This window comes from Campylobacter concisus, assembly GCF_002912425.1.
GTDB classification, from domain to species: domain Bacteria; phylum Campylobacterota; class Campylobacteria; order Campylobacterales; family Campylobacteraceae; genus Campylobacter_A; species Campylobacter_A concisus_AH.
The window spans coordinates 15,839-36,995 of record NZ_POYR01000039.1 but is presented as its reverse complement, the minus strand read 5'-3'; the positions used below and the strand labels follow the sequence as shown (position 1 = coordinate 36,995).

The following is a 21,157-nucleotide window of genomic DNA, read 5'->3' as shown; positions in this document are numbered from 1 at the left end:
GTTATATCTATTATTTAAGTAAATATAAAAAATAAATTTTAATATTAAAAACAATATTTATTTTATTTTAAGTTACCAAGAAACCATTTTTCCTTCTTGAGACATTCATATATCTATAAAAAATATTTTCATAGATAAAATATCTAAGTTTCTACATAATGAGTTAATAAAAAACATTAAGAATAATTAAAGCTATAGCACTGAGAATTTCGAAAGGGTATATGGATTGTCGCTTTTAGTTTTTTAAGAGAGATGGCTATTAAGCCACCACTACTGTTTTAGTTGTATTTATATCATCATTATATTTGCTATCAAGCCCGCAAGCAAATTTTATATCCACCGTCTTTGCCTTGCTAGGTGTGACATAGATAAGATTACTCTCATCGCTTATATCATCTACAAACTGGAAAAATCCTATACCACTTTTTGGAAGCGTTGTATTTTTGTATATAGACTCTATATATTTAGGTGTTATAAAGATGAAATTCTTATCCATGAGCGAGTATTTGAAGTTAAATGATGCGATACTAAATTTATCCTCTCTAAAGCGAGAGCTTAGATACTCTTTTAGCTTCTTGTCTTTTACATCAGAGCCCTCATCTAAATTTAGCTCCATCTCTTTAAATCCCTCTTGGTTTTTATGCTCCACATCATTTAGCTTATATATGCAAACAGCAAGGTTGTCTGCTTGATTAAGGGCTGATTTTACATGAAGTCTTATGTGAGCGCTATTTAAATTTGGATTTACCACCGCAGCATTATTGTTTTCAGATGTTGGGCTACCTACGCTATGAGCTAGCTTTATCCTATTTTCTTTTTTTATGCACCTTAGCGGTGAGCTAGTGTTGCTTAGGCACGCTGGCACTAGGTCTTGCATGACAGCATAGTGGTTATTCATACTTTTTAGACTAAGAGCCGCTCTTGGCACATATGCCACCTTGGTGCAAGGATTATGTGCTGAGCAGCCAACTATCGGTGAGTTGATAAAGTCAATGTCAAGTATCACGCCTTGATCGTCTGACCTTATGCTTTTGCCTGCTCTACTTTTTAATATCACATGGCCACCATGTGGGCAAACTACCACGTCATCTTCTATTATTGGATTAGCAAAGGCAGTACCGCCAGCACTTAGTGCACTACTTTTCTTTTCTAAGCTTATCCTCTCATTTGCCTTTTCAAGCGACTCTTTTGTCTCTTTGTTTGTTGGCTTTAGATCTATATTTAGGCTCTTGTTTAGCAAAGAGTAGTTTAGCACACAAGCTCGTTGGTTTTTATAATCAATAGTTAGTCTTCCTTTGTCTTTTTCCTCATCTCTTGGCTGGTGAGCAAAGGATACAGCGTTTGAGCTTTCCTCCTCCCCGCTCTCTTCATTTTTAAAGTATAGTGGATAGTCTGATTGCTCTGTGGCGGTGTTTAGAAGCATAGAGCCTAGATATACTCTTTGCTCCATATTTTCACTATCTAGTTTAAATATATCATTTAAGACCGCCGCGTCTATGATGCTTTTATCTTCAGCACTTACACTAAGAGTGTTTTCTTTTTTATGAAAGATATCCCCAAAGCTCTCATTTGCAAGAGCTCTTATATCCTCAGTTGCTAGTTTATTATTGCGTGCTATATCGTTATTGCTTAAAGTTGATGGCTTATGCGCTATAACTATCGCTTCATCGCTAGAGCTTACATCACTAGAGCTAACGCTAGCTAGGAAATTCTCGTTCTCTTCAAGTTTTTTGTAGCTAGTGTATCTTAGGTTTATTATGCTTTTTAGTATCTCTATCCTATCTTTTACATACGTAGTAGCAAGCTTTATATCTACCTTGTTATCACACAGGGTTGTTATGCTCTTATAGATGTTTTTGTTATAAGAGAAGTATTTACCTAGCTCATCTTTTTCTATCTTCTTATCAAAGACAAATAAATTTAAAGCACATATCGCCACTAGCATATCTATATCGCCAGCTCTAGCACTGCTTACTATCTGCGCGGCATTTAGTTTTTCTATATCATCAGCATCTAGAAGCTTAACTAAGTGAGCCTCTTTCTCACTATTTTTATCTATATTTTTACCTAAATTCTCGATGATATATCCAACCATATCTTGTTTAAATTTATCATCACTAAATTTCCCATACTCATAAAAGAGATTAAGATAAGCGTAAAATATATATAAAGGTGTATCAAGCATTGAAGTATTGCTTATACTATCTATATCCACATCTAAATTTAGCTTCATCCTTATACATCTTAGTTTAAATTTAAGTGACTGGATATACTCATTTATATAGTCTAGAGCACTTGCTATATCTTTGCCCTCTATCTTGCTTGCGTTTTCTTTATGTTCTAAGAGGTAGCACATCAAGTATAGGACCATCACACTATCTTTTAGTGAGTGTGATCTAACTAGTATATTGATCAAGTGTCTGTTATCAGTGTTTTTATACTCTATCTCATCAGCCATACCAACACCTAGTTTAAACCCAAGATCAGATATAGCAGAAAGCGTAGGCTCCCATAACATATGCCAATCTCTTTCATAGCCATCCCCATCTTTACTGATATGTTGCTTTACACTTTCTATATGATGTATCTCTATGCCTAGATCATCACCCTTGCTAGCCTTTTTTATATTCAGATTTGTATCTTTATTTGAGAGAGTCTTGCACGCCTTATCGTTCTTCTCAACTGCACTTACACACTCTTTCACCGTGCTCTTGTCATCTTTAAAACCAAGCATACTTTTTATCTTATTAAAAGCAGAATTTACTAGCTTTCCCATAAAGCCATTTGGGTCGATAAGTCTTGCTACATACTTTGCCCCTCTTACTATGCCTTTAGCTATAAGACTAAGAAACCTTACCACCCAAGTAAAAGCCGAGCCAATTATCCCACCATAAATTCCTGGAGCATTATAGGTATATAGCTCTTTTACTCCACTATCTTTAAATGTAACAGCATATATCTGTGCTAGGTGACCGCCTAGTGAGTGACCTGATAGGATGACCTCCTTAGGGCTACTAGATGCTTGCTCTTGGTTTAAATTTAAAGAGTTATTATCCGTTTCATCTAAATTATTTAAATTTGAGCTATGAGAATTTATAGCTTCAACCATACTTGATTGAAGTGATGTTAGTGCAGATATCTGCATAATGGCCTTAGAGGTAATAGCCATAAAAAAGTCATCAACAAAGTCGTTTCCCTTTATCTCAGTTCCTCTAAAACCTATGATGTAGTTTGACTTAGCAGTGTCATAAAACACTGTCGAGCTAAAGCCTGATTTTTGGTTTGGTATGTGCTTTACTAGCTCGTAGCGATTGACAAATAGCTTTGTGCGAGGGGAAATGGTATAAATTTCATCTTTACCGACAATTAGTCTTTGTTCTTTTGAGTCTTTGTCGTAATATATAAAATTTTTAACATCATTATCCAGTTTTACATCTTTCAATTCTCCCTTTTCGCCAACTGGCTTTTTAACTATTTTATCAGCCATAAAGTTAGCTTCTATTGCTAGAGCATAAGCTGTGGGGTCTCCTAGTTTTCTATTGTTTGTCTGTGATGTATCAGTTTCATTATTTTCATTAATTGTATCACCTATCGTTATGTCATCTGCATATCTCCAAACAGGATTATCAATTTCTTCTTTTTTACATGAATTTATTGTATTTTCTGATAAATTTTCCAACCCATGCTTTTTTAATAATCTATCTAACTCCCCTTCTTCATTCTCAAAAATATTATGTAAAAGAGCGTAAGAGGCATCTGCAATGTCAATGTAGTCTTTAAAGCAGTTTATTAATTCTTTACTAGTCTTATTTGATTTCACAATAGATCCTTTTTATTTTTCTGCTTTTATAAATTTACCATTTACTAGTATAAATTTATTACCACCGCCAAGACTTTCGAAGCTATTTTTCTTAAAACTAATACCTTTGGCTTCATCTCCAAATAAGCCGTATTGTGTTTTTACTCTCTCATAAGCAACAGTACATGAAATTTGAACAATACTTTCGTCTTTATCTTTGTAGTATAGATTTGAAAATATCCAAGGTTTATATTTTTTTAAATTTTCATCACCTATAAATTTATAAATTTCTTCATAGCAGCTTTCTGAAATTTTACTGGATGTGCCACCCTTAAAGTATGGCTTGCCATTTGAGAGAATTTGTTGCATTTTAGGATTGTCATAAAATTCTAGCTTTAAAATTTCTCTCATTTTTTTATTTCTCTCATTTTTGTTAGGTATTGTCTTTATTCTTTCTAAAATTTCTTTTCTCTTACTATCCCTTATTTGCTCTTGCTTGTCTATCTCTTTTTCAAATTTCTCATTAAATACATAAACTCCACCATATTTACTAGCTAAATTTTCTAGTTCTGAGTTGCTTATCTTATTGCTTGCTTGATTTGCAGAGCAGGCTATTAAAAATATGCTTGTTAGTAGTAGAAGTATAATGCCTATAAATTTCATCCTATATCCTTTTTGTTTGGTTTATCATTTAGATCATCTAACCCGTTTCTTTCATTCTTAAAAACGTTATGTAAAAGAGCATAAGAAGCATCTGCAATGTCTATGTAGTCTTTAAAGCAGTTTATTAGTTCTTTACTTGATTTTTTAGTTTGCATTATTTGTCCTTGCTTACTCTTTCAAATTTGCCGTTTATCAAATAAAAGATATTATCACCAGACTTTACCCCAAATGTATCTTGTTTAAATGATATGCCTCTATTTTCATCGCCAAATAAACCATATTTAGTTTTGATGTAGTCATATGAAAGATATATTTTTATTACAACCATTTCCTTTCCATCAAAGTACATATATTTAGGATAAATTCTAGGCTCTTCTTTAAAAAAATCATCTCCCATAAATTCTTTTATTTTATTTATATAAGTTCCAGGAATTTCAGCTTTTTTGCCAGTTTGGTTTTCATAATCTATCCATCTAGTGTAGTATGGCTTGCCATTTGAGAGGGTCTGAGGAAGTTGTTTATTGATTAAAGTCATATCAACATCATATATTGTTATAAATTTATCCCCTTGTTTTATTTTTCTAGGATTTGACCTTATCTTATCTCCAAGCGATTTGCTTAGTTCTTTTCTCTCAGCTTCCCTTTTCTCTATCTCCTCAACAAATTTTTGATTAAATATATAAACCCCACCATATTTACTAGCTAAATTTTCTAGTTCAGAGTTGTTTATCTTGTTGCTTGTTTGGTTTGCAGAGCAGGCTATTAAAAATATGCTTGTTAGCAGTAGAAGTATAATGCCTATAAATTTCATCCTATATCCTTTTAGAAAATTTATTTTGCTTATTTTATTGTCTTTGAAATTATAATATTATTAATTTATTACACGCTCAATAATACTCACCGTTCTTATGATCTCTGCTATGATTTTATTATTAGTAAATACAATTTATATTATGAGAAGAAAGGTAAAAAACTCACTGCATCGAAGAAAAAATTATTGCACAATACTTAATTAAAAATGCTGTTGGTGTTTAAACATCAGAATACCTGTAAACATAGGTTATTCTTTTGTATTATTTATACTTTATTATTTATCTAATAAATCAAGAGCAATTTTTAAATCCTCTTTAAATTTATCTCTTAGGCTTTTTGGCTCTAATATCTCGATATCTGGGAGCCATCTCTTTATGAAAGGTAAAATTTCTATATCCTGAGTAAAATCTATACTAAACGTAACACTGCCATCCTCTAAAGCCCTTTCAAATCTTTGAGATGGGAAAAAACTCTTCATGCCTTTACGAAAATATATAGCTACCTTAGGAGAGGCTTTAAGTAGGGCTCTTTGTGGCGTATTTGATGGCAAGCTCATGGCATTTTGTATTTTATTAAAATACGTCTTGTACTTTGACAAAATCTTTTTTTGATAGTTTTTTGAACTTTTGCTTAAAGATACTATAAAAGCCACCCTTAAAAGCCTAAAATTTTCGTTAGCATCCTCTATAGCCAAATACCAATTTCCATCAGTAAAGACTATTTTTAGGCATTTTGCATCGGTTAAATTTTCGACTTCACCGATATATCTATACTTAATGTCTCGGTATTCTCTGTTTGCAACTGCATTACGAAGCTCACTCAAATACCTTTTGCTAGGCTCATCTTGTAAATTTTCTAAAGGATTTGTCTTAAATAAAAATATATCAGAATCTTCTTGTAGCTGCTTAGATACCTCTTTTTCATGTTTCTCTAAATCTTCCAATAAGCTAGGGTCGTTTTCATTTAGTAAAGTGATTAGCCAGCCTAGATTGTTGCTATTTTTTAAAAGATACTCTAAAACGATGACTATGTCTTTATTCTTATCAGCTACTCTTAATACACCCATAGGTCTTTTGGCATTTTTTACAAGCTTGTTTTCCACTATAAATGAATCCTCAAATAAAATTTTGATCTCTTCTATATATCTTCTTAGCGTTCTTTCTTGTATGCCAAATTCATCTAAAAGCTCTGCATCTGATGGATAAATTTCTCGTTTTTTTACTAATTTTTTTAAAATTTCAAAAATAATTAATGTTTTATTGTTTAACTCTGCCATTATAAATCCTCATATTCTCTAAATCTTGCATGTTTAAATTCTCGTTTTGTTACAACTTTTCCATTTTCTATATATTCGCTTACTATACGCTTTGTAGTAGCATATATGACGGTCAAACCCATATTTTTTGCGAATTTTATCATGTTATATGTTGCTCCAAAGTCACCTTGAACTAACAACACATCGCCAGCACTAGCCTGCTGCGTAAGTCTATCTTTGTAGATATTTATGACATTTACTACACTTTTTTCAAACGGGTCTATGTCACTCCACTTTGCGTCAGCTATATTTACAAATTTCTCAATTTTTAAATTATCTCTCGCATCCTCCTCTTGTTCTGGCGTTAGAGCATGATTCATTAAAATAAAAAGAGTTTTCACCTTAATGGTCTTTCTTGTAGTTTAAAGTGTATTTTTTTCATAGCCTTAATTTGGTCTATATAAATTAGTATGTTATTTGCACTATTTCTTGGATCAGAGTTAGACCTTTGATCACCCTCTACGAGTTTATGTGCTATGTTGACCCTAATATTATTTACTTTAAAATATATTTCTGCTGCTTTTTTATGCTCAGAGTTGTAATTTTTACTTCCTTTATATTTTCTTAAAGTATATTTGGCATTTTCTCTTGCATCTCTATCTGCAGGATCCTTACCATTTTGTTCGCATATTAAACTAGGGACGACTTCAGCCAATGTCATGTAAGCCATAGCAAAATTTTTATTCTCAGCATACCATGAAGCTAACTCTATTTGTAAATCTGAAATTTTATCTATTCTAAAAATATCTATAAAATCCTTTATATCATTAGCTATTATCTTTAATATATGCTCTTTAGGATCACTAAAATCAAAAATATCTTTACTTAAAGACCTTACGCTCTTTTGTATCGCACTAATATCTGACATACTTAATGCATAGGAAAAGTCCATATAACTATTTTTTATTTTCTCAGGTTGTTTGGATTTGTTTATAAGGGCAATCAACTCATAGCCATTTCCATAGTATTTTAGATTTTTTATAGCTTTTGACCATTCTAAAAGCTCAAAAAACATCTTTAAATTTACTATTGGAGCTATAGTCCTTCCATCTTCGTTTTTTTTCGAAGCCTCAAACATTCCATAATATACGCCTTTTATATTTAGATTATAATCGCGTGTATTTGCACAAAACTCACTCATTACAAAACTCATTAAAGAAAGTGATCTAAATGAATGTGTTATGTCTAGATATACCTCGTCATCTTTTGAAATATTATTCATGATTTGCAAATATTTATCAAAATTTGACCAGAGTTCGTCTTCGTTTATTCCGTATTTTATAATATAACACTCCGAGCCACTCTCTCCAAGTTTATTTTGAATTTGTTCTTTAACGATCCTTAAAAATTCCGTATCATTTTTGTTTCTTTTATCTGTATCTATTTGTACCGCAATTTGTCTATCGCCACCAAATTCTTCGTATACGCTATCCCATACAGAATCTTTTGTGCCGACTAAAAATAGTTTATCTATGCCTATATGATTGCATAAGACATCAGCTATAAGAGTTTTATTCTTATAGATTTTTCCTTCTATTTCATAGTCGGTTGTTTTGTAACAACGAGTATTTTGATCTCTACTACCAGTCCCCAATGAGCTTATTAGAATTTTAGCCATTTTATTCCTCACTTTGTGAATATATTAAGTCATAGTGTCTAACACTATAATCATTTGTAGAAACATACTGTAAATGCCTATCATTTGGTATCGCAAACATTGCTCCAGCTATGGCTATTACTTTTTGGCCACCAGTAACGTCAAATACGATATCATCCTCTTTAAAGCCCTCTTTTTTAAGCTCTTCATACGTATTTTCTAAAAAATCATAGACATTTTTAGCTTTTTCAAAGTCGCCAGCACTCTTTATCTCTATAATTTTTGCGATATTGCTACCAAAAATATTTTGCACACATTTTGAAAATTTATCCTTATCATTAAAGGACTGATCAGAGCAAGCGATGACTAATTTTGTGAGCCTATTTTTATGGTAGTCAATCGCAGTAAGAGGCATAAAATAGTTGTTAGATTTAAAGCCTTCAAGGCTTTTAAATTTTTCCAACTTTTCTTCTTCACTTGAATTCGGACTTAAAAATAGCACCAATGCTTTTGCTTTTTTAGGTTCATTATTTATGCTTATCTCTACATTAGCAATGTTTTTTGGGATTATTTGCTTAACTAGCAAGAATATTGCAACTGAGCCTAAAATTTGAACTAGCATAGTTCCATCTTTTGCACTCCAAGTAAAAATTTCTCCTCCAAAAATTTTATCTAGCAATGCAGACATACCATCAGGTAGCCATGCAAAAAAGACAGCTACCCCAGTTATTATCAAAAACGCTTTAACTCCTAAAAGTGAGCTTCCTAGAAGCGAAACAATTATTTTTTGAAGTTCTCTATTTTGGTATTTATTCATTCTATATTCTTCCTTTTCCGTAGTTCCAGCGACTTTGATTATTTTGATTATTCTGCTTTTTTTGAGGCTTTGTATATATAATCATTTTTGAGTATTCGTTTAAGCTCTCGCTATAATTTTTAGCTCCAGTAAATTCGTTTTTCTCTACTCCAGTATTTTTTAAATAATCTGACTTTGGATTTTCTAGTTGTTGATATTGAAGTAGCCTTGATATCTTATAGCTAGTGCTTGCCATTGATATAAGCTCAGCTAGTTGTTTTTTATTAAGCCAATTTGGTACAAATTCATTCATTTGTTTTTCAAATTCTTTTAGATATTCGTCTTGGCTATATTTTAGGTCTTTTAATGTAAGTTTAATATCTATTTTTCCATATCCATAAGGTTTTGCAAAGCCAATATTATGCATGCATTTATCACTTCTACCATGAAAAGTTATAGCACTTATTAGTGCTCCTATTTCGACTTTTTTAAGGTTGTGAAATGCGATTTTGCCTTTAAATACGCTATTTGCTGGAAGCGGCTTAAACTCAACTACCATATCTTTGTTGCCATTTCCTATGTTTAGTTGCTCTACTCCAGAGTGCAAAGGATATCGTTTGTAGCCTCTTATCCTAGCAGTTGTGTCCATAAGTGTTATGTATTTATCACCATTTTGCTCTAAGTAGTTTGGATAATAGCTAGGATTTGGTGTGCCAAATATCCCTTGTTCGGTCTTTTGAGCTTCAAACCTCTCAATTGTTGATTTAAAATGTGAGAAATATACTCGTCCCTTTATAGCCTTTTTGCCCCTAACTGTTCCAAAAATAGTCTCAGCAAGATCATATTTTGTTTCGTCACTTTCCTGCTTTGCTGCTTCAAAAATGGTTTTTTTGTAGGCTAGTTTAAAAAGTTGCGTCAAGCCAATAGCAGTTTTGTCCTTGTTGTAAAAAATTGGTACTGGCATACCTTTATTAAACTGCCTTTTCCAAAATTGACCATCTATTGATTCTTCATCATCAAAATATACACTTTTAAAATTTTCAAAAATATTCTTATCTAACGCAAATTTGTTACCGCTTTTAGCAAAGATAAATTCGTGTGTTTTATTCCCTATTTGACCCGTAAAAACTAAAATGCCTATTATTCCTTGCCTATCAAATTTAGCTCGCTTAATGGTTATATTTTGCCCTGATCTATTTTGCGACTTCTCATTATAAGGAGTAAAATTTATCTCTTTTAATAAGCCAAATTTTGTGTATTTATCCTTAGCAGTTTCTAGTTTTTTTATGTCCTTATAATTTTCGTCATTGCGTAAATTTATTGTTCGAATATCTACACATTCTTCAATCATATAACTATTGCCATTTTTAACTAAAAAGCCACAACCATCAGCCTGTCCGACTAAATTTTTTCTATCCGTCATGTCCCTAACACTAAGATGTTTTTTATGCTTCCCTTCGTCTATACGAATTTTACTAAAGCTCATTATCTCAAGGACATTTCGTATCATTCCTTTTATGCTAGTTGCAGGTATGTAGTACTCTTTGCCACCATTTTCGTTTGTAAAGTGACAAAATTCGGTGCGATTCTTACTATCCTTTATAAAAATAGGACTTTTTGCTGTTATTTCGACCTCTATTACACCGCTTTCGCCATCTTTAAATGGCACGTCGTGGATGTTTTTAAGTATGTCTTCACTAGCCCAAGGCGGGTAAAATATTTTTTCATTTAATGGTACAAAATTATAAGGAGCGGTTATCATTTTTCATCCTTTTCATCTCTTATAAAACCAGCAAAAGCAGACTTTTTAAATTTCAAAACAGGCAGCCCTTCGCAAAGCTCGTCATCCTCTTCTATCCAAATTTGGGCCATTTTTATCTTGATGTCGCTAGACTTTGCATAAAAGACTTTTACGTCATCCTCGCTTAGTTTTACGCTACCTAGATCCGTCTCATCAACAAACCAGCCATCATTTATCTGACGTATAAATATACTTTTATTTTGACTTGAACTAAAAAAATGTGCCTCATAAATTAGCTCGCCTTCACTAAGGCTAGGGCTTCTTTCTCCAGCAAAAAAGATATGTTTTTCATCGATTTTCTTGCTCATTAGTTGGATGTAGCCTTCGTAACCAGCAAGGCTATTAACGTATTTTAAAATTTCATCTCTATTTTTTTTCATTTTTTAGCTCCAATTCTTCGCCATTTTTTGTGGCTTCGCCTTTAAAAAATCCATAGCCCTTAGTGGTCGCTCCACCAAGTGATAAACGTCCTTTTACCACATCATCCAGACTTTGTTCAAATGCTCCTAGCGCGTCATCACTCACGTTATTTCTAAGTAAAATTTCTATCGTAAATTTATCTTTTTTAGCAACCGCTTTTTCTTGAAACAAGGCCGCATCTATAGCTCCACCAGTGAAGCGATCTATGCTAACATGCTCAAAGACTTTTGACTCATTGCTTGGTTTGTAGTTTAAAAAGCAATCGCTTATTAAAATTTTACCTTTAGCGCCATTTTCATTTTTATTTTTTTCATAGCCAAAAATTTCCCTTACAGCTTTATTTTCGCTACCGACCTTACCATCGTTTTCAAATTCTTTTTTTATTTTATTGTAATGAAACGCCGTTCTATGCGATAAAGCACCTTTGATTGAGCTAGCAGGGATTAAAATCTTTTGCTCGCTAAGCTCTTTAGTTTCATAATCAACCACGCTTTCAGTAACTGGCATGTGATCAGCATCTACATCACCAAATCCACTTCCAAACATAAAAAAATCATCCGCAGCTATCGCAAGCTCATATCTTATAAAATTCTCATTTGGCTTGCTTTTTAGATCAAAATTTACAAAGCCCTCAGGGCTATCATTTAAGCTACTTTTATAGTTGCAAAGATCAAATTCACCCCATTTTATATCATTGATCGCCAAAGCACCAAAGCCTTTTGAGCTTCCACCACCAAGCCTTAGAGCGGGATCTGAAAGTAAATTTAGTATCCTCTCAAACTCATCTTTTGTCCCTGCAAGTTCTAATGAAAATTTAAATCTACTTCCGCTAAAAACTACCTCTTCATCAAATTTTCCAGCGTCTTTTGCTGTGCCATTTGCATTTATAGCTACGTGATCTCTGATAGGCAAGCTGTCAAAAAGCTGTAAAAATTTGCTCTTTTTTGAAAGCAATTCTTCACAAACCATACCATTTTCATCAACAAGCAGTGCATTTGACACCACAAGTCTTGAGCCAACTAAATTTTTACTATCTTTGCCTTTTGTTCCAAAAATTTCATTTGCCGCTTCTTCTCCGACATACTCTTCAAACGCTCTTCTTAGTATCCCTGCGACCGAAGTGCCAAGTATCATAGGTAAGCCATTAAAGTCCCTTTGTATAGGCGCATCGTAAAAAAGATCATTCTTGCCACCTCCAACTTTTAGCGGAGTTTTGGCCTTTATAACAATGTGTGCTAAAAATCTTTTCATCTCTTTTCTCCTGTGGCTTTTGGCATTTGCATCGATAAGAGCAGTGTAAATTTAAGCGAATTTTTGCTCTCTTTTATGGCTTTTAAAAGCACATGACCATTACCAGTTTCTTTTTCACAATCCCAGTTTGCTTTTCGAATGCCATTACGTATAAATTTGGATATCTGACCAGCTATATTTTTGTCTTTTTCTTCGGTAGTTTGGTTGCTGATTTTAGTCTCTTTGTCGTCAAGCACACTATCATTAGTAGCAACATCTCTACATATCGACCTTATCGCTCCCCACTGAGAGTTTGATATATCGCTAAATTTAGCCTTGTTAGCATCTATAAATTTAGCCACATTCTCAGCTATTGTAAGAGTTTTCGCTCTATCTTTTTCCTTTTTACTTAAGAAATTAGCCAAATCGCTTTTTATCTCTATTTTTATATTTGCTGGCTTATCTTTTTCATCATTTTTAAAGCTTATTGCTCTATCTTTTTCATCTCCGCCACTTAAAAATAGCGGATTTATCAAAACTTCGCCAAAGCCTTCGCTTAAGTATGCTCCAACGCCATTTTTTAGCTCAGCTATCTGCTCATTACTTAGATCTTTTAGTGCGATGACGCTGCCCTTATTTATACAAATTCGCTCATAGTCTTTTGTAGCTCTAGCACCATTATAAGGGGTAAACTGAGATACTCTGATCTGCGTTTTGCCATAGTCTATGTTATTTTCGCTCAAATTTGGCAAGATATACCTTACATCGTAGCTTGGATTGCCGTTTTCGTCGGTAAGTGCAAGTCTGGATTTAGCATATATAAAAGTATATTTTTCTGGCGGTGTAAAATTTTTATTTTCGTCTTTTTGCTCACCGATAAATTCTATCTTTACAGCACCATATTCAGCACTTTTTGACTTACCAAGTCTAGTTGAGCGCTCAAGAGTTTCTTTTACCAGGTCTATCTCATTTTGACTAACGCTTTCATCAAATTTAACGCCAAATTTCCACTTTTGTCCAGCTCTAAATGCCTCATAGTCATACATTTGACTATCTTTAGAGCGTCTTACTTTTTTATCATAGGCACTTTTTTGAGAAAAGTCATAAATAAAGCTTAGCTGCTCGTTTTCATCATTTATATAGCCACTTCTCATCTGTTTTAGCTGGATAAAATCCTCAAATTTATCCCTGTCATTAGCGTTATATTTACAAAGCAGATGGTGGTTATAAATTTTGCTGCTATCAAGCTTTTCATGAAAATAAGAGAGTGGGATCTTAAAAAATTCCTTGCCATCTTTAATAGGCGATGCGTCACAAAATTTCACCGCCCCACTATGAAAAATTTTAAATGGATCGCTAAATTCACTGTATCTGCTAGCTACCATACCTAAAAATGCACTTCCAGGTATAAAATCAAGCAGGCTCATCTTGCCCTGTGTATTTGAGGCCGCTTGCAATATGATTGGACTTTTAAAAGTTATCTCAAATTTTAGCTCTCTCATCATAACCCCTTCACTACAAATTCGCATCTACCAAGGCCTCTGTTGCGGTTTAGCCCCATCCTCTTTATCATCTTTAAAGATCGCTCCAGCTCTTTGGCAAATTTCTCATCTACATTTTCTATCGTTCCTTTTAGGCTAATAGGCAAAACCACCTCGATATCTCTTAGCGATTTATCAACAGCTATGCCATTTTTATCAACCATCGTTGATGAGATAACGTCAAAGAGATTATGCACAAGATTGTTCGATATGATCTCATCAGCCGTTTTTTGATCTAGCGTTGCACTGCTAAAGTAGCATTGTGCCTGCGTTGTATCATCGTTGTCGTTTTGCTTATTTTCTCTACCTCTTGAGCCGAAACATCTATCTATGTCCTCTTTGCTCCAAAACAGCTCCGCCATCTCGCGCACCAAGCCTTTTATAGTCTTTCCAGGGACATAAGGAAGTCCAAAACTATCTTTAACCACATAGCTATCTAAGGCAGCGCCGCCACTAAGCCCACTACTAACGTGCCAGTAGTCGAAAAATTTAAGCTCATAACTTATTGTCATTTTTTGCCTCCAAGACTATAAGTAGCAGATAAAATTTGTAGCAGATCATAGATCGGAGTTTTTTGCGACTGATCTTTTTCTATTATCAAATTTTCACAAGATAGTCCCTTGTAAAACTCATCCAAAGACTTATCAAATTTACCCCTATTTTCAAGCATATCGTTTATCCTATCTAACATCATCTTGGCTAAATTCTCATTTATACCAAGCTCTTTGATCCACTCTCTTAGCTTGCCTTTTGGACTTTTTTCGCCACTATAAATTTTTGCTAAATTTACAAAAGCATCTATATTTGCTTCGCCATCTTTATTTAGATAGTATGGACCAAAGTCGCACCTGATGTTATCACCTTTGTTTTTTATCGTAAGCTCATCTTTTATGAAATTATCCCAGCTTTGGAAATTCGAGCTTTGAACGTTATGAAACATCACGCAGCTTGGAGCAGCGCTCTCTTTTGGATATTTATTTTTAGAGTGTTTTTTAGCCACACCGCAAAGCTCCTCTGCTAAGCTAACAGCGTAGTGAAATGGAAATTTCTCATTGCAGTATGCTATGCCAGCACACATTGTTAGTTTTCGCCCGATATAAGACTTTTCTCTTTCGGTTTCATTTTCAAATTCCTCTATGAAATTTTTAGTAAATTCCAGTGCAATATCTGCGTCACAAACTGCCGTCATATCATCGCCACTTAGTATCAGCGCCTTTATCTTTAAACTATCACCAAATGTCTCTTTTGTCCTTTTTTTGGCATTAGCAAATGCAGACTTTGTAGATCTATCTAGTGCCTCTGAAAAATTAACTATAGCTTCTGTTTTACCAATGCTATCCACGATCTGCGCTAGGTTTTTCACTAGCACCCCAAGGCCGTTGCCATCAGCGTGGATAACTGCTAGTTTATGTTTCTTATTTGAGATATCGCTAAACTCTTTTAGCTCAGCAAATTTAATGTCATCTTCTTCGTTGTGCTCTGTTCGGCGTTTGTTAAACCATCTATCATGCGACTTTCTCTTTTGCACGCACGAGATGTCTAGCCTATCATCACTAAATTTTACAACACCCCTAGCAGTTTTTGGCGCTAGAAGCATAAAATTTATACTCATATCAAGTGGCAGAGTTGGGCGGTTACGTTGGATTTTGAGATTTTCCTCGAGCTTTTTAGAAGACTCTTTATATCCATCGTACTTAACAGCGGCTTGAGAGACCGTGATACCATAAGCATTTTGCATTATTTTTTTAGGTAGCTCAAGGACTATCTTGCTTAAATTTTCTTTGCCATTTACTATAGCTCTGAAATTTCCAGCAGCATTTAGTAAAATTTCCTTAACCAAGCCACTCTCTTTTAGCTCGTCAAATATAGCAAACAATGGCCCATCGTCTTTTTTCTTATCTTTAAATTTTTGCCCTAAAGAGTCGATTATTTCACTTGCGCCAACTATCTCTTGTAGTTTATTTGTAGAGTAGATATATTCTTGTATCCCTTGAATGCTCACACCATATAGGTACTCCATATAGTCTCCTTTTTTGCATCATATTTGACATTTTATTTAAATTCATATTTCATTTACTTAAAAAGAGTTAAGGCTTGCAAATTTAGTTAAAATATTTCTAAAAAGAAACATTTAGCCAAAGCATACGCCTTGGCTACTATGAACTAAAATTTCGCCGTGATACCCAAAGTCACTATAGGTTGTCCCTTTTTTAGGTCGCTACCATCTAGTCTTTGGCTTTGATAGCCGCCATATATATTAAGGTTTGCTCCCTTTGAGATACTTATAGATATAGGCACGCCAAAGCCGTATGTAGAGCCCTTGATATTTTTGATGGCATATAGATCATATTGAGTTTTATCGTAAGATCCACTCACACCGACACTTAGCCACTCAGCCACCCTATAGCCGTATGTTGCTTGCACGCCGTATTCTCGCCAGTTTTTAAGATCACTGCCGATGTTGCCAGTAACAAGGCCGTATTTGTAGTTTGTCTCAAGTGCTACAAACTGATTTTCAGATAGCTTTTGAGACCAGCCAAGTCCGCCACCTATCTCGAGAAATCTATGCACATCCTTGCTTCTAACGCCAGCATGACCTGCTAAGCGGAAGTATAGCTCGCCATTAGCAGCTTGCACTAAGCCATATTTACCATCAAAGCCAAGAGCAAAAGAGGAAGCGCCCCATATGTCAGTACCTTTGTAGTAAGTATCTAGCGCGATGGCAACTTTGTCGTGATTAGTAGGTGCTATATTAGCTAGATTAGCAGCCTCACTAGCAAAAGCAGAGCTTACAACTCCTGCAACCATTAAAGATAATGCGATCTTTTTCATAAAAACTCCTTAATTTTTTTATTGACGCTTTAGCATCAACTTCGGAGGCAATTATAAAAAGTTTCGTTGTCATATACGGTCAATATGACGATTATTTTTTTATATAACAGCTAAAAAATAACTAAAATGAAATATATCTATGAATTAATACTTGGGAACTATGCTAGATGCACCTACCTGCTTCATTCCCATATATCGGGGAAATTTGTATCAGATTTAGGACATGCAACAATAATTGCTAGTTTAATAATACTAGCTGTTTCAATACCATAGATCTGGGAAATTTGTATCTAATCCTATAAAGGAAAAAAGATGTTTAACAAAGTAATTTTAGTTTCAATCCCCTAGATCGGGGAATTTGTATCTAATCTTATAACACCAGCTCCGTAAGCAAAATTTAGAAAAATGTTTCAATCCCCTAGATCGGGGAAATTTGTATCAGATAGAGCTCTATTTTGAGCTCGAAGATAGATGTTGGTATCACGTTTCAATCCCCTAGATCGGGGAAATTTGTATCAGATCAAGGACTAGACCTTGCAAAAAGCGTTGAATGGCTAGAATTAGTTTCAATCCCCTAGATCGGGGAAATTTGTATCAGATGATATGTATATCTATATGAAATGTTCTCATCAAAATTTGTGTTTCAATCCCCTAGATCGGGGAAATTTGTATCTAATCAGCTATTTTAGCCACCTTAGCTTTTGCTGTTTTTGCTATAACGTTTCAATCCCCTAGATCGGGGAAATTTGTATCTAATTTTGGTCTAACATACCAAAGACTTCTGTTGCCGCTGTTTCAATCCCCTAGATCGGGGAAATTTGTATCAGATTATTATTTGAATTTGATACAGCATGGACACCTCCAGTGTTTCAATCCCCTAGATCGGGGAAATTTGTATCAGATTATACAAAGATAATGACTCGGTAACCGTGTCTGGTAAGTTTCAATCCCCTAGATCGGGGAAATTTGTATCTAATTGAATCAGTTTCTAAAAATCAGTAACGATTTTTGGGATGTTTCAATCCCCTAGATCGGGGAAATTTGTATCTAATTTTTTTTTAAAGGACCAAAAATGCGTAATTCAGTAAAATGTTTCAATCCCCTAGATCGGGGAAATTTGTATCTAATTTTTTTTATAAAGGAGAGTAAATGAAAAAAATGAGAATTGTTTCAATCCCCTAGATCGGGGAAATTTGTATCTAATAAAAAAATGTGGTTATGCACATTTGGTAGCAACTTGATGTTGTTTCAATCCCCTAGATCGGGGAAATTTGTATCTAATTCAATGGACTGGGTTTGGGATCAGGCAATGGATGAGGTTTCAATCCCCTAGATCGGGGAAATTTGTATCTAATAAGAGTTTAAACTCAACTTCCTCGGTGACGACGACAACGTTTCAATCCCCTAGATCGGGGAAATTTGTATCTAATAGCCCAAAAAACGCTTGTAAATTAACAATGAGTTTTAAAAGAACTACTCTTTGCCGGCATTATATCACAAATGGCAAAATGTTCGAAAATGTGGCAAAAAAAATTTTTCAAATTCGCACTCTTTTGCTTACAAATAGCTTAAGATAGCGAATTTAAGGGCATTTATAAAAGCTAAAAAGTTCGAAAATCTAAAATGAAAAGTGAAAATTTGTGTGATTTTCGAATTTTGGCAAATTTGGGCTATATGCTAAGTACCTAAAAAAGGCAACTTTAAAAGTGCAAAAATGCAAAAGTTCGAGAAAGTCTTTTTTGGGATAGGGAAATTTGAGATTTTCGAAGATTTTGAAACTTAATAAAACATAAAAATGCGGTAAAAAGGGCGTTTTGAAATTTAGAAAAGTTCGAAAATCAAATCCCTAAAAAAGGCGCTTAGACATAGGTGTCGCTTGGGCAAAATATCTTGCCTTCGCCTAAGGTCTCGCTTTTAGCCATGCAACTTTTACAGATGCGGTAAAACAGCACTTTGTCAGTTTTAGGGTCGATGATCTTTGATATGCGCTCTTTTATAGAGAAAAAGTCACGCTCTTGGATGTCTAGCTCAAAGACTGAGTAGTTTGCCCTTATGCCGTAGCTCTCAAGTAGCGCGGCTAGTTTGTTTCGGCGCTTGGTCAGGCGGACGTCGTAGCAGATGATGATGTTCATTGAAATCTCCCTATAAAAGGCTTGTATTTTTCATTTTGTGTGACGGCTCGCTTTAGGGCGTAGGCTTGCTTGTCGATGATGTCTTGTGCTTTTAGCTGCTCGCCCCTATACTGCGTGTAGGCAAAGAGCTTTTCGTTGACGTTTTTAGCGATATTTTGCCTAGTTTTGGCAGACAAAAGGCCGTCTTTTATCTCGAAGGGCTCATTTTTATTTACCATGGAGATGATGGCGCGATCGACGATGAAGGCTCTAAATTCCTCGATGAGATCAAAGGCTAGAGTGGGCTTTTGCTCGTCAAGTGCGTGCAGATATGAGACGTGAGGCGAGAGCCCTACGGCGGCGATGGACTTTAATATCTTTGAGTAAAGTATGGCGTAGCCGTAGTTTAGGGCTGAATTTACAATGTCAGTAGCGCCTTGCGTGATGCGTGCGGTGAAGCTAAATTTATAGTCTATCGCCTTTGCTATGGCCTGCCAGTATGCGTTTGCGCTGCTACCTTCAAAGCCTAGAAGCTCGCTTACGCTTTGGGCGTTTGGGACGTGGGAGGTTAGTATCTCTTGCATGGAGCTGATGTGAGAGCTTAGGCTTTTGTGGTATTTGTCTAGGTATTTTAGGTAGTTGATCTGGTTTTTTAGCTTGCCGATGATGAACTGCTGGGCGATACGCAGAGACTTTTTGGTTTTTAGTAGCGTGATCTGTGAGGCAGCGGTTTTTGAGATGGCTGAGTTTGCTGTAAAGAGCGTGGCGTAGCTTAAATTTGTCTTTTCGTCGATGAAATTTATAGAAATTTTGCGTTTGGCGCACTCTTTTATGACGGCGGAGCTTAGAGAAATTTGGGCGTTTATGATGATCTGGGTTATTTGAGTGATCGGGAATTTGTGCTTGATAGCGCCTTTGTCTTTTAGGACAAATTTACCCTGTGAGAGCGCTAGAAAATAAAATGGCGTCGTGATGTGGATGACGGAGCTTTGCGAGAAAGACTTTGTGTACTCGCGCTTTTTGGCTTCAAGGGCGTTTTGGACGGACTTTACGGCTGGGCGTTTAGCGTTTTTGTAGTAGGAGAGAATTTTTGCTTTTTTGAGAGAGTGACTTAAGCTCAAATGGGAAATTTAAATTTGATAGAGCGTCTGCTAGAGTGTGCTTGTCTATGGTTTTTAAAAATTTGCGAGTTAAATTTGTCAAAACTTCATCAAAATGCAGGCAAAAGCTATCTTTTTGCGCTGGCGAAAAGAGCTTAAGCGAAATCGTATTTAGATGTGAGATATAGGCGTTTATGCTCTCTACGCTTTGGGCAATGTCTGGCTTTTTAGACGAGGCTGTGAGTTTGGAAAGGATGTGGGTAAATTTATCACCACTTATGCTTAGCTCGTGGGACTTAAAATTTACGCCTAGAAAGGTAAAATAGCTATCTTTGTCGTGTAAAGACGTTTTGGCTTCGTTTAGGGATAAATTTATGGTTGCTAAAAAGTCCTTTAGTCTGGCAAGCGCTTGCTCGCAGGCTTCACGTGAGCTAAAAAATAGAACAAAATCATCTGCGTATCTCACAAACTCTATGCCGCTACGTTCGAGAAATTTATCCATCTGATCTAAATAGATGTTTGAAAGAAGTGGGCTTAAGACGTCGCCTTGATGAACCCCTTTTGTGTGAGAGGTGTAGTCAAAACGCTCGAAAATGCCATTTTTTATCCAAAGCTCGATGAGCCTAATGATGCGAGTGTCTTTGATGTTTGAGCGCAGAATTTCAAGCAGTTTTTTGTGATTAATGTTTTCAAAAAAGTCTTTTATATCGGTTTTTAAGACAACGTCGTGCGTCAAGCAAAAATCTCTTGCCCTAAAGATGGCGTTTGAGTATGATTTGCCACTTCGGTAGGCGTAGGAGCGGTTTGAAAAGCTCTTGTCAAAATAGCCTGAAAGCTCACTAATGAGGATGTTTTGTGCAAATTTCTCTTTTAAAGATGGGATGGCTAGCTTGCGAAGCTCGTCTTTGTTCTCTTTGGGGATGAAGGCTCGTTTTAAGGGCTGGGGCGAATAAGAGAGGTTTAAAATTTCATCCTTTAGCTCGGCAAAAAATGTCTCTGTGCAGAGCTCATCCATGCTAAGTCCGTCAAGCCCTAAGGCTGTGTGCTTGAGCCTTTTTAGCGCATAGTCAAATGTATCTTTTGTAAAAATATCCTCTAAATTTAGATCAAACATAGGCTATCCTTTTTAGCTTTTTAGT

18 protein-coding genes and 1 CRISPR repeat array are annotated in these 21,157 nt (G+C 35.0%); all 18 genes read right to left on the bottom strand.

From position 1 onward, the window contains the following. Positions 1-259 precede the first annotated feature (259 nt). Positions 260-3,820 carry an Mbeg1-like protein gene (locus CYP84_RS02120; RefSeq protein ID WP_103636514.1) on the bottom strand — a complete coding sequence of 1,187 codons (3,561 nt, stop codon included), beginning with the start codon at positions 3,818-3,820 and terminating at the stop codon, positions 260-262. Between the two features lie 12 nt (positions 3,821-3,832). Continuing rightward, positions 3,833-4,462, bottom strand: a complete 630-nt coding sequence (locus tag CYP84_RS02115; RefSeq protein ID WP_103636513.1) for a tRNA 2-selenouridine synthase — start codon at positions 4,460-4,462, stop codon at positions 3,833-3,835. Beyond that, positions 4,459-4,617 (bottom strand): diadenosine tetraphosphate hydrolase, encoded by a 159-nt coding sequence (locus CYP84_RS02110; protein ID WP_103636512.1) that lies wholly within the window; start codon positions 4,615-4,617, stop codon positions 4,459-4,461. The genes CYP84_RS02115 and CYP84_RS02110 overlap by 4 nt, the downstream gene beginning before the upstream one ends. Beyond that, the gene (locus CYP84_RS02105) at positions 4,617-5,273 is read right to left on the bottom strand and encodes a tRNA 2-selenouridine synthase (RefSeq protein WP_103636511.1); all 657 of its coding nucleotides are present in this window, start codon (positions 5,271-5,273) and stop codon (positions 4,617-4,619) included. Before CYP84_RS02105 ends, CYP84_RS02110 begins: the two co-directional genes overlap by 1 nt. A gap of 276 nt (positions 5,274-5,549) precedes the next feature. Further along, the gene (locus CYP84_RS02100) at positions 5,550-6,551 is read right to left on the bottom strand and encodes a helix-turn-helix transcriptional regulator (protein ID WP_180996362.1); all 1,002 of its coding nucleotides are present in this window, start codon (positions 6,549-6,551) and stop codon (positions 5,550-5,552) included. Beyond that, positions 6,551-6,931, bottom strand: a complete 381-nt coding sequence (csx20, locus tag CYP84_RS02095) for a CRISPR-associated protein Csx20 (RefSeq protein ID WP_180996361.1) — start codon at positions 6,929-6,931, stop codon at positions 6,551-6,553. Before csx20 ends, CYP84_RS02100 begins: the two co-directional genes overlap by 1 nt. Next, complete coding sequence (gene csx2 / locus CYP84_RS02090) at positions 6,928-8,208, bottom strand: TIGR02221 family CRISPR-associated protein (RefSeq protein WP_103636508.1); 1,281 nt, start codon at positions 8,206-8,208, stop codon at positions 6,928-6,930. The genes csx20 and csx2 overlap by 4 nt, the downstream gene beginning before the upstream one ends. Before the next feature lies 1 nt (position 8,209). Then, complete coding sequence (locus tag CYP84_RS02085) at positions 8,210-9,004, bottom strand: TM1812 family CRISPR-associated protein (RefSeq protein ID WP_103636507.1); 795 nt, start codon at positions 9,002-9,004, stop codon at positions 8,210-8,212. Position 9,005: 1 nt separating this feature from the next. Then, complete coding sequence (locus CYP84_RS02080; protein WP_103636506.1) at positions 9,006-10,745, bottom strand: TIGR03986 family type III CRISPR-associated RAMP protein; 1,740 nt, start codon at positions 10,743-10,745, stop codon at positions 9,006-9,008. Then, on the bottom strand, positions 10,742-11,164 hold the full coding sequence (locus tag CYP84_RS02075) for a TIGR04423 family type III CRISPR-associated protein (RefSeq protein WP_103636505.1): 423 nt from the start codon (positions 11,162-11,164) through the stop codon (positions 10,742-10,744). Before CYP84_RS02075 ends, CYP84_RS02080 begins: the two co-directional genes overlap by 4 nt. Then, positions 11,151-12,455, bottom strand: a complete 1,305-nt coding sequence (locus tag CYP84_RS02070; RefSeq protein WP_103636504.1) for an RAMP superfamily CRISPR-associated protein — start codon at positions 12,453-12,455, stop codon at positions 11,151-11,153. The genes CYP84_RS02075 and CYP84_RS02070 overlap by 14 nt, the downstream gene beginning before the upstream one ends. Continuing rightward, a complete protein-coding gene (locus CYP84_RS02065; RefSeq protein ID WP_103636503.1) occupies positions 12,452-13,936 on the bottom strand; it encodes a hypothetical protein in 1,485 nt (494 codons plus the stop codon). The genes CYP84_RS02070 and CYP84_RS02065 overlap by 4 nt, the downstream gene beginning before the upstream one ends. Continuing rightward, positions 13,936-14,487: an RAMP superfamily CRISPR-associated protein gene (locus CYP84_RS02060; RefSeq protein ID WP_103636502.1), complete on the bottom strand. Its 552-nt coding sequence runs from the start codon at positions 14,485-14,487 to the stop codon at positions 13,936-13,938. Before CYP84_RS02060 ends, CYP84_RS02065 begins: the two co-directional genes overlap by 1 nt. Continuing rightward, positions 14,484-15,995, bottom strand: coding sequence for a Cas10/Cmr2 second palm domain-containing protein (locus CYP84_RS02055; protein ID WP_103636501.1), 1,512 nt, complete (start codon positions 15,993-15,995; stop codon positions 14,484-14,486). The genes CYP84_RS02060 and CYP84_RS02055 overlap by 4 nt, the downstream gene beginning before the upstream one ends. 143 nt (positions 15,996-16,138) lie before the next feature. Next, positions 16,139-16,807, bottom strand: a complete 669-nt coding sequence (locus tag CYP84_RS02050) for a hypothetical protein (protein ID WP_103636500.1) — start codon at positions 16,805-16,807, stop codon at positions 16,139-16,141. Between the two features lie 406 nt (positions 16,808-17,213). Beyond that, a CRISPR array of direct repeats spans positions 17,214-18,233; the repeat unit is 33 nt; unit sequence GTTTCAATCCCCTAGATCGGGGAAATTTGTATC. 433 nt (positions 18,234-18,666) lie between these two features. Continuing rightward, positions 18,667-18,939, bottom strand: coding sequence for a CRISPR-associated endonuclease Cas2 (gene cas2 / locus CYP84_RS02045; protein ID WP_103636499.1), 273 nt, complete (start codon positions 18,937-18,939; stop codon positions 18,667-18,669). Continuing rightward, a complete protein-coding gene (cas1, locus tag CYP84_RS02040) occupies positions 18,936-20,039 on the bottom strand; it encodes a CRISPR-associated endonuclease Cas1 (protein ID WP_180996360.1) in 1,104 nt (367 codons plus the stop codon). Before cas1 ends, cas2 begins: the two co-directional genes overlap by 4 nt. Next, the gene (locus tag CYP84_RS02035) at positions 19,981-21,132 is read right to left on the bottom strand and encodes a reverse transcriptase domain-containing protein (RefSeq protein WP_103636497.1); all 1,152 of its coding nucleotides are present in this window, start codon (positions 21,130-21,132) and stop codon (positions 19,981-19,983) included. The genes cas1 and CYP84_RS02035 overlap by 59 nt, the downstream gene beginning before the upstream one ends. Positions 21,133-21,157: the final 25 nt, after the last annotated feature.

What these genes read in the sequence shown, in the direction of transcription:
- CYP84_RS02115 (WP_103636513.1), bottom strand. Translation starts at nt 4,462, where the DNA reads ATGAAATTTATAGGCATTATACTTCTACTACTAACAAGCATATTTTTA.
- CYP84_RS02110 (WP_103636512.1), bottom strand. Translation starts at nt 4,617, where the DNA reads ATGCAAACTAAAAAATCAAGTAAAGAACTAATAAACTGCTTTAAAGAC.
- CYP84_RS02105 (WP_103636511.1), bottom strand. Translation starts at nt 5,273, where the DNA reads ATGAAATTTATAGGCATTATACTTCTACTGCTAACAAGCATATTTTTA.
- CYP84_RS02100 (WP_180996362.1), bottom strand. Translation starts at nt 6,551, where the DNA reads ATGGCAGAGTTAAACAATAAAACATTAATTATTTTTGAAATTTTAAAA.
- csx2 (WP_103636508.1), bottom strand. Translation starts at nt 8,208, where the DNA reads ATGGCTAAAATTCTAATAAGCTCATTGGGGACTGGTAGTAGAGATCAA.
- CYP84_RS02085 (WP_103636507.1), bottom strand. Translation starts at nt 9,004, where the DNA reads ATGAATAAATACCAAAATAGAGAACTTCAAAAAATAATTGTTTCGCTT.
- CYP84_RS02080 (WP_103636506.1), bottom strand. Translation starts at nt 10,745, where the DNA reads ATGATAACCGCTCCTTATAATTTTGTACCATTAAATGAAAAAATATTT.
- CYP84_RS02075 (WP_103636505.1), bottom strand. Translation starts at nt 11,164, where the DNA reads ATGAAAAAAAATAGAGATGAAATTTTAAAATACGTTAATAGCCTTGCT.
- CYP84_RS02070 (WP_103636504.1), bottom strand. Translation starts at nt 12,455, where the DNA reads ATGAAAAGATTTTTAGCACACATTGTTATAAAGGCCAAAACTCCGCTA.
- CYP84_RS02065 (WP_103636503.1), bottom strand. Translation starts at nt 13,936, where the DNA reads ATGAGAGAGCTAAAATTTGAGATAACTTTTAAAAGTCCAATCATATTG.
- CYP84_RS02060 (WP_103636502.1), bottom strand. Translation starts at nt 14,487, where the DNA reads ATGACAATAAGTTATGAGCTTAAATTTTTCGACTACTGGCACGTTAGT.
- CYP84_RS02055 (WP_103636501.1), bottom strand. Translation starts at nt 15,995, where the DNA reads ATGGAGTACCTATATGGTGTGAGCATTCAAGGGATACAAGAATATATC.
- CYP84_RS02050 (WP_103636500.1), bottom strand. Translation starts at nt 16,807, where the DNA reads ATGAAAAAGATCGCATTATCTTTAATGGTTGCAGGAGTTGTAAGCTCT.
- cas2 (WP_103636499.1), bottom strand. Translation starts at nt 18,939, where the DNA reads ATGAACATCATCATCTGCTACGACGTCCGCCTGACCAAGCGCCGAAAC.
- CYP84_RS02035 (WP_103636497.1), bottom strand. Translation starts at nt 21,132, where the DNA reads ATGTTTGATCTAAATTTAGAGGATATTTTTACAAAAGATACATTTGAC.